This is a genomic window from Massilia sp. PWRC2, from assembly GCF_049896725.1.
Lineage (GTDB): Bacteria > Pseudomonadota > Gammaproteobacteria > Burkholderiales > Burkholderiaceae_D > JAFCUW01.
Genome location: NZ_JAFCUW010000016.1, coordinates 50,060 through 64,637 on the forward strand (window position 1 = coordinate 50,060; position 14,578 = coordinate 64,637).

14 protein-coding genes are annotated in these 14,578 nt (G+C 63.5%); 8 read left to right on the forward strand and 6 right to left on the reverse strand.

Annotated elements, in window-relative coordinates; genetic code table 11:
* The first annotated feature begins 119 nt into the window (after positions 1-119).
* Together purM and ACP7BZ_RS21945 are read left to right on the forward strand one after the other, a co-directional pair.
* Positions 120-1,163 carry a phosphoribosylformylglycinamidine cyclo-ligase gene (gene purM / locus ACP7BZ_RS21940; protein WP_426117142.1) on the forward strand — a complete coding sequence of 348 codons (1,044 nt, stop codon included), beginning with the start codon at positions 120-122 and terminating at the stop codon, positions 1,161-1,163.
* 299 nt (positions 1,164-1,462) lie between these two features.
* Positions 1,463-1,846 (forward strand): hypothetical protein, encoded by a 384-nt coding sequence (locus tag ACP7BZ_RS21945; protein ID WP_426117144.1) that lies wholly within the window; start codon positions 1,463-1,465, stop codon positions 1,844-1,846.
* Here ACP7BZ_RS21945 and ACP7BZ_RS21950 read toward each other — a convergent pair.
* From ACP7BZ_RS21950 to ACP7BZ_RS21970, 5 genes are all read right to left on the reverse strand, one after another.
* Positions 1,843-3,066 (reverse strand): 6-phosphofructokinase, encoded by a 1,224-nt coding sequence (locus ACP7BZ_RS21950; RefSeq protein WP_426117146.1) that lies wholly within the window; start codon positions 3,064-3,066, stop codon positions 1,843-1,845. The genes ACP7BZ_RS21945 and ACP7BZ_RS21950 overlap by 4 nt on opposite strands.
* A 116-nt stretch (positions 3,067-3,182) precedes the next feature.
* A complete protein-coding gene (locus ACP7BZ_RS21955) occupies positions 3,183-5,261 on the reverse strand; it encodes a sodium:solute symporter family protein (protein WP_426117148.1) in 2,079 nt (692 codons plus the stop codon).
* Positions 5,258-5,599: a DUF4212 domain-containing protein gene (locus tag ACP7BZ_RS21960; RefSeq protein ID WP_426117150.1), complete on the reverse strand. Its 342-nt coding sequence runs from the start codon at positions 5,597-5,599 to the stop codon at positions 5,258-5,260. The genes ACP7BZ_RS21955 and ACP7BZ_RS21960 overlap by 4 nt, the downstream gene beginning before the upstream one ends.
* The gene (locus ACP7BZ_RS21965; RefSeq protein WP_426117152.1) at positions 5,583-7,127 is read right to left on the reverse strand and encodes a sensor histidine kinase N-terminal domain-containing protein; all 1,545 of its coding nucleotides are present in this window, start codon (positions 7,125-7,127) and stop codon (positions 5,583-5,585) included. The genes ACP7BZ_RS21960 and ACP7BZ_RS21965 overlap by 17 nt, the downstream gene beginning before the upstream one ends.
* The gene (locus ACP7BZ_RS21970) at positions 7,124-7,852 is read right to left on the reverse strand and encodes a response regulator (protein ID WP_426117154.1); all 729 of its coding nucleotides are present in this window, start codon (positions 7,850-7,852) and stop codon (positions 7,124-7,126) included. The genes ACP7BZ_RS21965 and ACP7BZ_RS21970 overlap by 4 nt, the downstream gene beginning before the upstream one ends.
* A 216-nt stretch (positions 7,853-8,068) precedes the next feature.
* Here ACP7BZ_RS21970 and recA point away from each other — a divergent pair, with 216 nt between their 5' ends.
* The 6 genes from recA to ACP7BZ_RS22000 all read left to right on the forward strand — a co-directional run bounded on the left by recA (position 8,069) and on the right by ACP7BZ_RS22000 (position 13,906).
* The gene (recA, locus tag ACP7BZ_RS21975) at positions 8,069-9,187 is read left to right on the forward strand and encodes a recombinase RecA (RefSeq protein ID WP_426117156.1); all 1,119 of its coding nucleotides are present in this window, start codon (positions 8,069-8,071) and stop codon (positions 9,185-9,187) included.
* Between the two features lie 279 nt (positions 9,188-9,466).
* Complete coding sequence (gene recX / locus ACP7BZ_RS21980; RefSeq protein ID WP_426117158.1) at positions 9,467-9,919, forward strand: recombination regulator RecX; 453 nt, start codon at positions 9,467-9,469, stop codon at positions 9,917-9,919.
* Positions 9,920-10,360: 441 nt separating this feature from the next.
* A complete protein-coding gene (locus ACP7BZ_RS21985) occupies positions 10,361-10,927 on the forward strand; it encodes a DUF2889 domain-containing protein (protein WP_426117160.1) in 567 nt (188 codons plus the stop codon).
* Positions 10,928-11,090: 163 nt separating this feature from the next.
* Positions 11,091-12,266 (forward strand): ADP-forming succinate--CoA ligase subunit beta, encoded by a 1,176-nt coding sequence (gene sucC / locus ACP7BZ_RS21990; RefSeq protein WP_426117162.1) that lies wholly within the window; start codon positions 11,091-11,093, stop codon positions 12,264-12,266.
* Between the two features lie 15 nt (positions 12,267-12,281).
* Entirely contained in the window at positions 12,282-13,163 is an 882-nt protein-coding gene (gene sucD / locus ACP7BZ_RS21995; protein ID WP_426117164.1) for a succinate--CoA ligase subunit alpha, read from the forward strand.
* Between the two features lie 164 nt (positions 13,164-13,327).
* On the forward strand, positions 13,328-13,906 hold the full coding sequence (locus ACP7BZ_RS22000) for an FHA domain-containing protein (protein WP_426117166.1): 579 nt from the start codon (positions 13,328-13,330) through the stop codon (positions 13,904-13,906).
* A 434-nt stretch (positions 13,907-14,340) separates the two neighbouring features.
* Here the strand turns inward: ACP7BZ_RS22000 and ACP7BZ_RS22005 are convergent.
* On the reverse strand, positions 14,341-14,578 hold a 238-nt coding region (locus ACP7BZ_RS22005), incomplete at its 5' end, for a hypothetical protein (protein WP_426117168.1).

Here is a 14,578-nt window from a genome sequence, read left to right on the forward strand (position 1 = left end):
ATCAAGCAGGCCGCGCCTTGCCGACTTTGATAAAATACCGGCTTGACCGCGGGCCCCGTACCTCGCCGCCCGTGCTTCGCCCTCTCCCCCATTCTACCGCCTCGGCTGCCAAAAACACCATGAACCAACCTTCGAATGTGTCTCTTTCCTACCGCGATGCGGGTGTCGACATCGATGCCGGCGATGCCCTGGTCGAGGCGATCAAGCCGCTCGCCAAGCGCACCATGCGCGAAGGCGTCCTCAAAGGCATCGGCGGCTTCGGCGCGCTGTTTGAGATCAGCAAAAAATACCAGGAACCGGTGCTGGTGTCCGGCACCGACGGCGTCGGCACCAAGCTCAAACTGGCGTTTGAACTGAACCGCCACGACACCGTCGGCATCGACCTGGTGGCCATGAGCGTCAACGATATCCTGGTGCAGGGCGCCGAGCCGCTGTTCTTCCTCGACTATTTCGCCTGCGGCAAACTCGACGTCGCCACCGCCACCGCCGTCGTCAAGGGGATCGCGGAAGGCTGCCTGCAGTCGGGCTGCGCGCTGATCGGTGGCGAGACCGCCGAAATGCCGAGCATGTACCCGGCCGGTGAATACGATTTGGCCGGTTTCGCCGTCGGCGCTGTCGAAAAATCGAAGATCATCGATGGCACTACCATCGCCGCCGGCGACGTCGTGCTGGGCCTGGCCTCATCGGGCGTGCACTCGAACGGTTTTTCGCTGGTGCGCAAGATCATCGAAGTGGCCAAGCCGGACCTCAACGCCGACTTCCACGGCCGCCCGCTGGCCGATGTGCTGATGGAGCCGACCCGCATCTACGTCAAGCCCCTGCTGGCGCTGATGGAATCGTTTGACATCAAGGGCATGGTGCACATCACCGGTGGCGGCCTGGTCGAAAACGTGCCGCGCGTGCTGCAGCCGCACCTGACGGCAGTACTCGAGTCGTCGGCCTGGACCATGCCACCGCTGTTCCACTGGCTGCAGCAGCACGGCGGCGTGGCCGACGCTGAAATGCACCGCGTGTTCAACTGCGGCATCGGCATGATCGTCATCGTCGCTGCCGACCAGGCCGACGCCGCGCTGGCGCAGTTGCAGGCGGCCGGTGAAACGGTCAGCAAGATCGGCAGCATCCGCGCGCGCGTCGGCGACGAGCACCAGACCATCGTCGCCTAAGAACGGACACGCGAACCAGCGAACAAACCAGCGAACGAACCAGCGAACGAACCAGCGGCGGCCCATGCATTGCATCGGCCGCCGCTGTCGTTTGCGCAGTGCTGGTTTGTTCGGATACAGAAAAGTGTCATGCATATATGGTTGGCGTCACATTTCCGCAAGTTTGTCCATCATCGTCCCAGCGACAGTTTTGTCATGTGGGCGCGGCGGCGCTTGTGCGGAGCGATCTGCTCTCTAGACTGGCTGCATGGGCGCCCCCAGTGGTGCAGTGCGCCTTCGACCAGCCGAAAGGATTCATCATGCGCAGCCTTGTATTCGTTGTCCTCGCCGCCGTCAGCACGGTGCCCGCCCTGGCCCAGGACCAGTCGATCCGCGTTACCGGCGCCCAGCAGGGCTACCAGCTGCAGCCGCCGGAAGTGGCCGAGATGGTCGGTGTGTACAAGCTCGACAACGGTGGCGTGTTCCGCATGAGCAGAACGGGACGCCACCTGATGGCACAGCTGGGCGAGCGCGCCGTGACCGAACTGGTGGCGCAGGACGCCACCCATTTCATTGCGCGCGACCAGAGAATGACGGTCGACTACCTGCCGCAGGCGTTCGGCGATCTCATTACGCTGACCTACCCGGCCGACCTGGCCAGGCTGGACGCGCCGATGGTCAGCGTCACCTTCGCCGCCAATTAGGGCCGCAGTATCTTCGGCACCGGCGCCGCCAGTAAATGGTGCGCCGCCGGCATGTGCGCTCCCAGCAGCGGGCGCAGATAATCGATAAACGCCGCCGTCACGTCGGTGCCGGTGGCGTCGATGAAGGCGTCGTCCATCACCCGCGTCTTGCCGGCGACCTCGCGCAAGGGCAGCAGCACATACTCGACCGCGTAGGTGCCATCGCTGCCGACGGCGCGGCGGATCGCCACCGAGCCGTCGACCCTGCCGTCGAGCGCAAACTGGACCGCCCGTTCGCCCACCGCGCGCGCTTCGCGCTGGTCGACGTCGGACACGCAGCCGAGGAAGGAGCGCTGCAGGTAGCCGAAAGTGTCGCCACGCACGCGCTTGATGCCCAGCTGCGTCTTGATGGCGTCGCACAGCAGGTCGGCCAGCGCGCCGGTGCCGGACAGCTGCACGTTGCCGTGGGCGTCGCGCTCGACGCGCGCGGCCAGCAGGCTGGCGATGGCGTTGCCGTCGGCGTCGTGGATGCCTTCGGAGACGGCGATCACGCAGCGGCCCAGGCGCGCATAGACCTGCTTGACGTCGGCCAGGAAGCGCGCCATCTCGAAGGTGCGTTCGGGCAGATAGATCAGGTGCGGGCCGTCGTCAGCGCCAGTGCGGCCGAGCGCCGCGGCGGCGGTCAGAAAGCCCGCATGGCGGCCCATCACCACGCCCACATAGATGCCGGGCAGCGACGCGTTGTCGAGATTGGCGCCGGCGAAGGCCTGGGCGACGAAGCGGGCGGCCGAGGGAAAGCCGGGGGTGTGGTCGCTGCCCACCAGGTCGTTGTCGATGGTCTTCGGGATGTGGATGCAGCGCAGTGGGTAATTGGCCTTGTGCGCCGCTTCGCTGACGATGCGCACGGTGTCGGACGAGTCATTGCCGCCGATGTAGAGAAATTGCGCGATCTGGTGCGCGCGCAGGGTGGCGAAGATGTGCTGGCAATAGGCGACGTCGGGCTTGTCGCGGGTGGAGCCGAGCGCCGACGACGGCGTGGCCGCCACCAGCTCGAGCGCGGCGACGCTCTCCTGGCCCAGGTCGACCAGGTTTTCATCGACAATCCCGCGCACGCCGTGCAAGGCGCCGTAGATGCGGCCGGCACCGGCAGCGCGTGCCGCCAGCACCACGCCGACCAGCGACTCATTGATGACGGCGGTGGGGCCGCCTCCCTGTGCTACCAGTATGCTTGGCGCGGTCATGTGGGTCTCCTGTCAGTGTTCTGGAAGGTCAGAATACTCCAATACGGGCGCTATCTGGCCAGTGATGGCGGGGAGTTGAAACATGGGACAGTCCCAATGATGCCCTGACTGCGGCTTTATTCCGGCGCCCGAATATGGTCGACAAAACCGCCACTGGTCGCATCCGGCGCCGCCGTGCACAGGCTGACCACCACCAGCACCGCCAGCCCGGCCGGCACGCCAAACACGCCGGCCGAAATGGGGGCGATATGAAACCACTGCGCACCGATGCTGCCGCCCAAAATCGGATTGGTATGCAGCATGTAATACAGGCAGACGGCAAAACCGCTGATCATGCCCGCGAGCGCGCCGGCGTGATTGGCGCGCTTCCAGAACACCCCCATCACCAGCGCCGGGAACAGCGCCGAACCGGCCAGCGAAAAGGCGGCCCCCACCAGGGAGAGGATATCGGCCGGCTTTTGCGAGGCGGCGTAGGCGGCGATGAAGGCCACCGCCAGCAACAGCAGTTTGGAAATCGTCACCCGTTTCTGGGTCGAGGCGGTCGGGTCGACCACCTTGTAATAGACATCGTGCGAGAGGGCGTTGGAAATGGCCAGCAGCAGGCCATCGGCGGTCGACAGTGCCGCTGCCAGGCCGCCGGCGGCGACCAGCCCCGAGATCACATAGGGCAGGCCGCCGATCTCCGGTGTGGCCAGCACCAGCACGTCGCCATCGATGGCGATTTCTGCCAGCTGGACGATGCCGTCGTGGTTGACGTCGGCGATGCTGATCAGCGGATTGAGCTTGTCGACATTGGCCCAGTACGACACCCAGGTAGGCAGGTGGGCGTAATCGCTGCCCACCAGGTAGGCATAGACGTCGTATTTGACCAGCACCGCCAGCGCCGGAATGGTCAGATACACCAGCAAAATGAAGAACAGGGTCCAGAACACCGAGACGCGCGTCTCCTGCACGCTCGGCGTCGTATACGAGCGCATCAGGATGTGCGGCAGGGCGGCGGTGCCCAGCATCAGGCACACCACCAGCGCCAGAAAATTATTGCGCCGCTCGTCGCTCTGGGCGGCGTCGGCACCGGGAAATGGCGTGGTATGGCGCTCGGCTGGCTGGGCGCGCGCCTGGTTGGCGCTTTGCTGGTCGGCCCACAGGCGCGCTGCCTCGTCGGCCGTTTTCGGGTACGCCATCAGCAGGCGCTCGGCGGCGCGCCACTCGAGCAGGCTGCCGTTCTTGCGGCGCACGGCGTCGAGCTTGCGGCTCAATTCCTGCTTGCCGGTTTCCCACGACGCCGGCAGTCCCTTCAGGCGCGCGCCCAGGTCGTCGGCGCGCTGTTGAAAAATGGCGCGCACCTGCTGCTCTTTGGGGTCGTGCTCAAGGGTGATTTCGCGCTGGCTCAACTTGGCCAGCACGGCGCCGTACGCCACCTGCGGGATCGGGTTGCCAGCGTGTTTGACCGACAGCCACATGGTGGGAATCAAAAAGGCCACCAGAATGATGATGTACTGCGCCACCTGGGTCCAGGTAATCGCCCGCATGCCGCCCAGGAAAGAGCAGACCAGGATGCTGGCCAGGCCCAGAAAAATCCCGACCGAAAAATCGACGCCGGTAAAGCGCGAGGCGATCAGGCCGACCGCGTAAATTTGCGCCACCACGTAGGTGAACGAGACGATGATGGTGGCGCCGACGGCGATCAGGCGCACGGCGGCGCCGCGGCCGCCCTGGTCGATGGCGCCGCCGCTGTAACGCGCCGCCAGAAAGTCGGGGATGGTGTACTGGGCGAACTTGCGCAGATACGGCGCGATCAGCAGCGCCACCAGGCAGTAGCCACCGGTCCAGCCCATGATGTACGCCAGGCCGTCGAAGCCGCGCAGGTACAGGCCGCCCGCCAGGCTGATGAAACTGGCCGCCGAGATCCAGTCGGCGGCGGTGGCCATGCCATTAAAAATGGCCGGCACGCGGCGCCCGGCGACGTAGTACTCGGAGACATTCGAGGTGCGACTGAGTACGCCGATGGTGCCATACAGGGCGATGGTGGCGAACATGAACAGGTAGCCGATCCATGCACGCGGCATGCCTTCGCTCTCGAGCATGGTCAGCGCCAGCAGGAAGGCGGCAAAGCACGCAGTAAAGTATAAATAGTATTTCGACAGACGCCGGAAGCGCCGGCTGGCGTCGCCCCGCTTGGAATCGGCGCCGCTCATGCGCCGTGGTCCGCGCCAGCGGCCTGCTGAAAATCGTCGTCGTAGCGGCGCATCGCCAGTGCATAAGCGGCCAGGATGGCCAGATAAATCAGCGCCGCTCCCTGCGCCGCCAGATAAAACGACAGCGGCCAGCCAAACACGGTCAGGCCGGCCAGTTCGCGGGCAAAAAAGGCGCTGCAAAAGGTGGTGATCAGCCAGGCCATTAGCAGCAAGGAGGTCAGGCGCATGCAGCGCTGCCAGTGGCGCGCGCGGGCAGCGGCCAGCACCAGCTGGCGCTGGGCGGTGGCGCCAGCGTCGTCGGCTGCTGCCGGCGGGGTCACATCAGCTTGGGTCGTCATGGTCGAACGGTGGTGGCGGGAAGGTGACGCGAAACAGGCTGCCCGGGTTGTTGCGCAGGGGCCGGTGCGGATTATTAAAAATATCGACCTCGGCGCCGTGCTGCTGGGCGATCTCGCGGACGATGGCCAGTCCCAAGCCACTGCCGGCGACGCTGCTGCCGAGGATGCGATAAAAGCGCTCGAACACGCGGCGCCTCTCGGCCGGCGCAATACCCGGCCCGCTGTCTTCCACTTCCAGCACGGCCTGGCCGCTGCCGCCGGCTGCGGCCAGCACGCGCACCGTCACGCTGCCGCCAGCGGGCGTGTAGCGCAGCGCGTTGTCGATCAGGTTGGAGAGCAGTTCGCGCAGCATCAGCGGATTGGCGGCGATCAGCACGGTATCGGCGGCGCTGGCATTAACCGGTGACTCGTAACCGAGGTCGATCTGGTAAGCGAACGATGCCTGCACCCAGTCGCGCACGGTGTCGCGCGCCAGGCTGGCCAGGTCGGTCGGCGCCAGCGGCGCGCCCGCATGCGGCTGCTGTTCGGCGCGCGCCAGCGCCAGCAGCTGGTTGACCAGGCGGGTGGCCGATTCCGAACTCTTGGCCAGCTGTTCGAGCGAGCGGTGGATCTCGTCCGGATCGACCTGGCGCAGCGCCAGTTCAGACTGCATGCGCATGCCGGCCAGCGGGGTTTTCATCTGGTGCGCGGCATCGGCGATGAAGCGCTTTTGCATGTCGATGGTTTGCGCCAGCCGTCCCAGCATGTCGTTGAGCGAGCCGACCAGCGGCGAGATCTCTTCCGGCACCTGGCGCGAATCGATGGGCGAGAGGTCGTCGGGGCGGCGCGCGCGGATCCGTTCCTGCAGCTGCGCCAGCGGCGACAGGCCGCGCGCCAGCGCAAACCACACCAGTGCCAGCACGATCGGCAGGATGATGAACTGCGGCAGGATCACGCCCTTGATGATTTCATTGGCCAGGCCGGCGCGCTTGTCGAGCGTTTCGGCCACCTGCACCAGGGCGTGGTGGGCGTCGGCGGGGGCGCTGCTTGCGGCCGTCGCCGGGCGCAGGTTGACGTAGGTGTAGGCCACCCGCACCGGGGTACCCTGCATGGTGGCGTTACGGAACTGCACGGCGGCGCTACGGCGCTCAGGTTCGCGTTCGTCGTCCGGTGGCAGCGGCAGATCGGGGTCGCCATCGACCAGCGCGCCGCGCGGCCCGATCACCTGAAAATAAATGTGGTCGACCTCGTCGGCGCGCAGGATTTCGCGGGCGCTGCCGGCCAGTTGCGACACCACGCGGCCATCGACTTCGCGCAGCTGCTGGGCCACCACGGTGACAGCGTCTTCGAGCGCATGGTCGAACGGTTGATTGGCGATCGACTTGGCGACCAGGTAAGTAATGGCGATACTCATCGGCCATAGCAGTAGCAGCGGCGCCAGCATCCAGTCGAGAATTTCGCCGAACAGCGAGTGCTGGATGCTCTCGTCCTGTTCGGCGGCCGGTGGCCGGTAGGGCGGCGCCGGCGCCGTGCGATCGCGCTCGCTCACTTGACGGTGGCGATGGCACTGGCGGGGGCGCTGGCAACGGCAGCGCCGGCCGGCTCGGCGGCGGCTTTTTCCAGGCTGTAGCCCAGGCCGCGCACGGTGGCGATGCGCACGCCGCCCACCTCGAGCTTTTTACGCAGCCGGTGGACATACACCTCGATGGCATTGTTTGACACTTCTTCGCCCCATTCGCACAGGTGGTCGACCAGCTGTTCTTTGGAGACCAGCCGGCCACTCCTTGCCAGCAGGATTTCCAGCAGCCCCAGCTCGCGCGCCGACAGGTCGAGCAGCTGCTCATTGATATAGGCGCTGCGGCCAACCTGGTCATACACCAGCGGGCCGTGGCGGATCAGCGCCGGACCGCCGCCGGCGCCGCGCCGGGTCAGCGCGCGCACCCGCGCTTCGAGCTCGGACAGGGCAAACGGCTTGGCCATGTAATCGTCGGCACCGAGGTCGAGTCCATTGACGCGCTGCTCGATCGAGTCGGCCGCCGTCAAGATCAGCACCGGCAGCAGCGAGGCGCGCGCGCGCAGGCGGCGCAGCACTTCCAGGCCCGACATGCGCGGCAAACCGAGGTCGAGAATGAGCAGGTCGAACTCCTGGGTCGACAGCGCGGTGTCGGCGTCGGGACCGTTCCTGACGCAGTCGATTGCATAGCCTGACTGGCGCAAGGAGCGCGTCAATCCATCGGCAAGTACGCTATCATCTTCGGCAAGTAAAATGCGCATGGCGGAACCCCTGGGTGCGACGTGATGAATGTAAATTGCATTGTGTTTCATTTAACCGGGGAAGGCGAGCTTTTGCTACCAAAAGCCATGTCACCCAAGCTGGCAGCCGGCCGCGCCGCTGCAAACAGCGCTTGCACAAACTACTGTATGCTTGTACAGTGGTGACTGTGATCTCCCTTTGGCCCTGCACCGGCCTACTCAAGACGAAAGAACATTATGGACGATAAGAAAACGAATTTGAACGCCGCAGAAAAAGTAAAGGCGCTCGCCGCCGCACTGGCGCAAATCGAAAAGCAGTTTGGCAAAGGCTCGGTCATGCGCATGGATGGCAATGCGCCCATCGAAGAAGTGCAAGTCGTCTCGACCGGCTCGCTGGGGCTGGACATCGCGCTGGGCGTGGGCGGCTTGCCGCGCGGCCGTATCGTGGAAATCTACGGGCCAGAATCGTCCGGCAAGACCACGCTGACCCTGCAGACCATCGCACAAATGCAAAAGCTGGGCGGCACCTGTGCCTTCATCGATGCCGAACACGCGCTTGACGTGGGCTATGCACAAAAGCTGGGTATCAACCTGTCGGACCTGCTCATTTCGCAGCCAGACACGGGTGAACAGGCACTGGAAATCTGCGATGCCCTGGTCCGTTCGGGCAGTGTCGACCTGGTCGTCATCGACTCGGTGGCAGCCTTGACGCCGCGCGCCGAAATCGAAGGCGATATGGGCGATTCGCTGCCGGGCCTGCAGGCACGCCTGATGTCGCAAGCGCTGCGCAAGCTGACCGGTTCGATCAACCGCACCAATACCCTGGTCATCTTCATCAATCAGATCCGCATGAAAATCGGCGTCATGTTCGGCAGCCCGGAGACCACCACAGGCGGTAACGCACTGAAGTTTTACGCCTCCGTGCGCCTCGACATTCGCCGTACCGGGTCCATCAAATCGGGCGACGAGGTCATTGGTAACGAAACCAAGGTCAAGGTCGTCAAGAACAAGATCGCGCCGCCGTTCCGCGAAGCGCACTTCGACATTCTGTACGGCGCCGGCACCTCGCGCGAAGGCGAAATCCTCGACCTGGGCGCCGACAATAAAATCGTCGAAAAAGCCGGTTCCTGGTACAGCTACAACGGCGAGCGTATCGGCCAGGGCAAGGATAATGCCCGCCTGTTCCTGGTTGAGCGTCCAGCGCTGGCACGCGAGATCGAAAACAAGGTGCGTGCCGCCCTCGGCGTGCGCGAACTACCGCCGGCGCTGCCGGGCACCCCGGGCTTCGTGGTTGCAGCAGCAGCCGGTGACGAGCCAGCGGCTAAACCGGCCAAGGCCAAGGCCGTGGCCGAGTAAGCACTGCGCTGGTCAGGGTGCGCCAACGCTGGGCTAGCTGGTCACGGGCTGATTAGTCGATCAGCCCGTCTGGCCAGCACGGCGCCGGGCGGTCGCGAGTGGTGGATGGCTTTGGCACTGGCCCCGGTACCGGTGTCGCCGCCGCGGCGGCGACACCGGCGCGCGCTGGGCAGTCAAGGCAGGAGCGGTGATGTTGTCGACGTGGTTTTTCTATGTTTTTTTGTTAGCGCTGCCGTCACTGGCAAGCAGTACGGCGCCCCCACGTCGGGCGCAAGGGTGATGCGCAGTCCACCGCTCAGTTTAAAGGGACGGGCGCTGCGCTACCTGTCGATGCGCGAGCACAGCCGTATCGAGCTGGGGCGCAAGTTGAGCAGGCATGCGGAAGAGGGCGACGATGTGGACGCGTTGCTCGACTTTCTTGAACAACATAACTGGCTGTCGACGGAGCGTTTTTCCGAATCGCTGATCAACCGGCGCGGAGCGCGCTACGGCAACAGCCGCATTGTCGCCGAGCTGCAGCAGCACGGTGTCAGCGGAGACGCCTTGAAAGAACTCAAGACTGGACTGGTCGATACGGAGGCAGCGCGGGCGGCCGACGTCTGGCGGCGCAAATTTGGCGAGGTCGCCAGCGACGCCGCCGGGCGCGCCAAGCAAATGCGCTTTTTGCTGCAGCGCGGTTTTTCGCAGGCGGCAGTGCGGCATGCCATCAAAGGGCTCGACGACGATTTTTAAAGTGCTGCAACGCTGCGCGCCGTGACAGCCGCAGCCCGCTTTTCAGCACATTTAGCACATTCAGCAAATTCATCATGTCGTTTTTGGCATGGCGCCGTCGCTGCGGGCGCTCCGGGCAGGGTGCACCCGCACTTCACCGGCGGCGGTGCCATGCTCTTTTTATACTAACGGACGACGCCCCGTCGTTCAAGGCTTGCAGCAGGGGGGGCTGGCGCGCAGTCGCCTGTCCCATTTTCCCTGAGCTAAGCAGCATCCCGCCGTTCACCCCTGCTTGATTTCCCAACAAAAGCGATGCCCCACTTTTGTTTGAATGCCCCGTGTGCTACACTTTTAGGGTTTTAGCAGCGCCGCAAGAGCGGTTGCCACCACAGAAGCTGGGGTGGCGTGCATCAGCACACGGCTGCATCACCCATTACTGCCGCTACGCCGGCACTGGTCTCTATGCCTCTGTCTCCTCCCGTCCCACGCGCTTTACGGCATACCCGTGCGATTGTCGTCGACGCCCATGCCCGCGAGGATGGATTGTGGGATCTTGACGCCCGTATTACCGATATCAAGGTCGCCGACATCCGTCTCGCCTCCGGCCTGCGTCCCGGCGGCACCCCCGTGCACGACCTGCACTTGCGCATCACCATTGACCGTGCCTTTACCATCATCGACGCCGAGGCGGCGTCCGACAGCGTGCCCTATCCAGGTTACTGCGACACCATCGGTCCCGCCTACAAAAGCCTGATCGGGCTCTCGCTGATGAACCACTTTCGCCTGCGCCTGAAAGACCGCCTGGCCGGCGTGCTTGGTTGCACCCATCTGACTGAACTGGCGCTGGTGTTGCCCACCGCCGCCATCCAGGCCTACGCCAACGACGTCATCCAGACGCGCGATGGCGATGGCGACGATGCCTCGATGGAGCAGCCGTTCCAGCTCGATCGCTGCCATGCCCTGCGGATCGACGGCCCGGCCGTTGCCCGCTATTACCCGCGCTGGTACGCCAAGCCGGTCGTTACATAGTTTGCACTACCGGATGCACCACCGGTTGCATCATCGTTGGCATCATATTTTTTTAACGCGCCGTATTTGGGCGCGCAATGCGGTCTCGCCGATGCAGCGCCGTAACGCATCGTCTTAGTTTCACTTATTTCACCACATCAGTTTCAGAAGAAGGGAAGCCAGCATGAAGATCCATGAGTATCAAGGCAAGGAAATCCTCCGGCAATTCGGAGTGACGGTACCGCGCGGTATCGCGTGCATGACCGTTGACGAGGCGGTCAAAGCCGCCGAGACCCTCGGCGGCAAAGTCTGGGTCGTCAAGGCCCAGATCCACGCCGGCGGCCGCGGCAAAGGCGGCGGCGTCAAGGTTGCCAAGTCGCTCGAGCAGGTCAAGGAATACGCCGAGCAAATCATGGGCATGCAACTGGTCACCCACCAGACCAGCCCTGAAGGCCAGAAAGTGCGTCGCCTGCTGGTCGAAGAAGGCGCCGACATCCAGAAAGAGCTGTACGTATCGATGGTCACCGACCGCGTTTCGCAACGCGTCGTGCTGATGGCCTCGAGCGAAGGCGGCATGGACATCGAAGAAGTTGCCCACAGTAACCCTGAGAAAATCCACACCGTCGCCATCGACCCGTCGACCGGCCTGCAAGACGCCGAAGCGGACGATATTCTGACCAAGATTGGCGTGCCTGCCGCTTCGATCGCCGATGCCCGTGCCCAACTCAAAGGCTTGTACAAAGCCTACTGGGACACCGACGCTTCGCTGGCCGAAATCAATCCCCTGATCCTGACCGGCGACGGCAAGGTCATCGCCCTCGATGCGAAATTCAATTTCGATTCGAACGCCCTGTACCGTCACCCGGAAATCGTCGCTTACCGCGATCTGGACGAAGAAGACCCCGCCGAAATCGAAGCGTCGAAATTCGACCTTGCCTACATTTCGCTCGACGGCAACATCGGCTGCCTGGTCAACGGTGCCGGTCTGGCCATGGCCACCATGGACACCATCAAACTGTTCGGCGGCGAGCCAGCCAACTTCCTCGACGTCGGCGGTGGTGCCACGGCCGAAAAGGTGACTGAAGCGTTCAAGATCATGCTGAAGAACCCTGGCCTGAAAGCCATCCTGGTCAACATCTTTGGCGGCATCATGCGTTGCGACGTCATCGCCGAAGGCGTGATCACCGCCTCGAAAGCGGTCTCGCTGCAGGTACCGCTGGTGGTGCGCATGAAGGGCACCAACGAAGAAATCGGCAAGAAAATGCTGGCTGACTCGGGCCTGCCGATCATCGCCGCCGACACGATGGAAGACGCGGCCAAAGCCGTCGTCGCCGCTGCCGCCGCTCACGCTGCCGCCTAAGCTAAAGGAACTACTATGTCGATTCTGATCAACAAAGATACCAAAGTCATCACCCAGGGCATTACCGGTAAAACGGGCCAGTTCCACACCCGCGCCTGCCGCGACTATGCCAACGGCAAAGAAGCATTCGTCGCTGGTGTCAATCCGAAGAAAGCCGGCGAAGACTTCGAAGGCATTCCCATCTACGCCACCGTCAGCGAAGCCAAAGCCGCCACCGGCGCCAATGTGTCCGTCATCTACGTGCCGCCCGCTGGCGCTGCTGCTGCCATCTGGGAAGCCGTCGAAGCCGACCTCGACCTGGCAATCTGCATCACCGAAGGCATTCCCGTGCGTGACATGATGGCCCTCAAGGACCGCATGGCCAAAGCTGGCTCGCGTACCCTGCTGCTGGGACCAAACTGCCCCGGCCTGATCACCCCTGACGAAATCAAGATCGGCATCATGCCCGGTCACATTCACCGCAAGGGCCGCATCGGCGTCGTCTCGCGCTCGGGCACCTTGACCTACGAAGCAGTGGGCCAGTTGACCGCGCTCGGTCTGGGCCAGTCGTCGGCAGTCGGTATCGGCGGCGACCCGATCAACGGTCTCAAGCACATCGACATCATGAAGATGTTCAATGACGATCCGGACACCGACGCCGTCATCATGATCGGCGAAATCGGCGGTCCGGACGAAGCCAATGCCGCTTACTGGATCAAGGACAACATGAAGAAGCCGGTGGTTTGCTTCATCGCTGGCGTCACCGCGCCACCGGGCAAGCGCATGGGCCACGCCGGCGCGCTGATCTCCGGCGGTGCCGACACCGCGCAAGCGAAGCTGGACATCATGGCCGAGTGCGGCATCAAAGCGACCAAGAACCCGTCGGAAATGGCGCGTTTGTTGAAAGCGATGTTGTAAAAGTTGGTTATTGCCCACATTCATTGTTGAGCTAAGCTATTCGACAAGTTGATGGGTAGAATGCACGGGGAGCGGCGACGCTCCCCGTTTTGCGTTTACGTCGCCGCTGCTGAACCATAGTTGATCCATTGTTTGTCCCCCACCTAAATACAAGGAACAAAGCCATGACAGCCAGGCTGGTGATCACGCGCGACAAGCACCCGGTGCGCGACTTGCTGCTCGACGGCCACAGGCTGACACTGGGCCGCCATCCCGACAGCGACGTCGTGCTGGCCCATTCCACGGTGTCGAGCCGGCACGCCGCCATCACGCCCCATGGCAGCGAGCTGGTGCTGGACGATCTGGGTAGCAGCAACGGCACCAAGGTCAACGGCCAGCGCATCACCAGCGCCAGGCTGGTCGCCGGTGACCGCATCACCATCTCCGTGTTCGAGCTGACCGTGGTGACTGCCACCGAGGCGGTGGCGCCCGCCCTGCCAGCGGCCGTCCTGAAAGTGTTAAACGGCCCGCGTGTCGGCACCACGGTGGACTTGATCAAGACGATGACGACGCTGGGCAGCCCCGGCGTGGCGATTGTGATCATCAGCCGCAACGGCGCCCTCTATCACATCGAAAAAGTGCAGGGCGACGGCCCCGCCACCGTCAATGGCACGCCGCTGGCCGGCGCCGCCCGCCTGTTGCGCGACGGTGACCGGCTCGACATCACGGGTACGCGCATACGCTTTGCGGATAGTTCAGAGTAACATTGATTCATATCCAACGACAGCGGCAGATGACGCGCGGTGAGTGGCGGAAAATGTCTCGTCAATCAAGTAAAGTGAATATTTGACGGTAATTAAAATTGTACGGGTGGCGTAAAAACGGCTCGTTTCTGAGCTCGCACGTCTATACAGGTAGCGCCGTGCCGCCTCATCAGGTATTTGCAGCAGCTACGTGAAATTTCAGTATATAAAGCCACTCCCGCCATCGATGCAGGTAGATCTGGCGGTGTCGAGGCGACTTGGACCAGCGCAATGTGACCAGATTGATGAACACCCAGATCGGCTCAAGCAGGTCGTCAGTGGCCAGCAACCGGGTGGTACGCAGCCGCACAGCGGCAGGCTCTCTGCCGATCAATAGGGCAGGGCGTCACCGTCAGAGGAAAAGGCGCGCCATCGGCGGGACTCGCGCGATTGTTTCATTTAAAAACTATCTGCCGGCGGACGTCGTCGAGCCTGGCCAGTGCAATCTGGCATAACGTGACAGTGCGAATGGCCTTGTGTACCGGCCAAATGGCAGGGAGGGCAGACGCATCCTGGGCAGCCTCTAAAACCAAGTGCAACACCCTTTGCTGTAAGGTGCTGCCATGCCGAAAATCTATACCCATCTGACGACACAGGAGCGCGCCGTCGTGATGACCATGCGGGACGACCAGT

Excerpts from the sequence above, each read along its gene's own strand:
- ACP7BZ_RS21960 (WP_426117150.1), bottom strand. The coding sequence starts at position 5,599 with ATGACGACCCAAGCTGATGTGACCCCGCCGGCAGCAGCCGACGACGCT.
- sucC (WP_426117162.1), top strand. The coding sequence starts at position 11,091 with ATGAAGATCCATGAGTATCAAGGCAAGGAAATCCTCCGGCAATTCGGA.
- sucD (WP_426117164.1), top strand. The coding sequence starts at position 12,282 with ATGTCGATTCTGATCAACAAAGATACCAAAGTCATCACCCAGGGCATT.
- ACP7BZ_RS21950 (WP_426117146.1), bottom strand. The coding sequence starts at position 3,066 with ATGACCGCGCCAAGCATACTGGTAGCACAGGGAGGCGGCCCCACCGCC.
- purM (WP_426117142.1), top strand. The coding sequence starts at position 120 with ATGAACCAACCTTCGAATGTGTCTCTTTCCTACCGCGATGCGGGTGTC.
- ACP7BZ_RS22000 (WP_426117166.1), top strand. The coding sequence starts at position 13,328 with ATGACAGCCAGGCTGGTGATCACGCGCGACAAGCACCCGGTGCGCGAC.
- ACP7BZ_RS21985 (WP_426117160.1), top strand. The coding sequence starts at position 10,361 with ATGCCTCTGTCTCCTCCCGTCCCACGCGCTTTACGGCATACCCGTGCG.
- ACP7BZ_RS21945 (WP_426117144.1), top strand. The coding sequence starts at position 1,463 with ATGCGCAGCCTTGTATTCGTTGTCCTCGCCGCCGTCAGCACGGTGCCC.
- ACP7BZ_RS21970 (WP_426117154.1), bottom strand. The coding sequence starts at position 7,852 with ATGCGCATTTTACTTGCCGAAGATGATAGCGTACTTGCCGATGGATTG.
- ACP7BZ_RS21955 (WP_426117148.1), bottom strand. The coding sequence starts at position 5,261 with ATGAGCGGCGCCGATTCCAAGCGGGGCGACGCCAGCCGGCGCTTCCGG.
- recX (WP_426117158.1), top strand. The coding sequence starts at position 9,467 with ATGCGCAGTCCACCGCTCAGTTTAAAGGGACGGGCGCTGCGCTACCTG.
- recA (WP_426117156.1), top strand. The coding sequence starts at position 8,069 with ATGGACGATAAGAAAACGAATTTGAACGCCGCAGAAAAAGTAAAGGCG.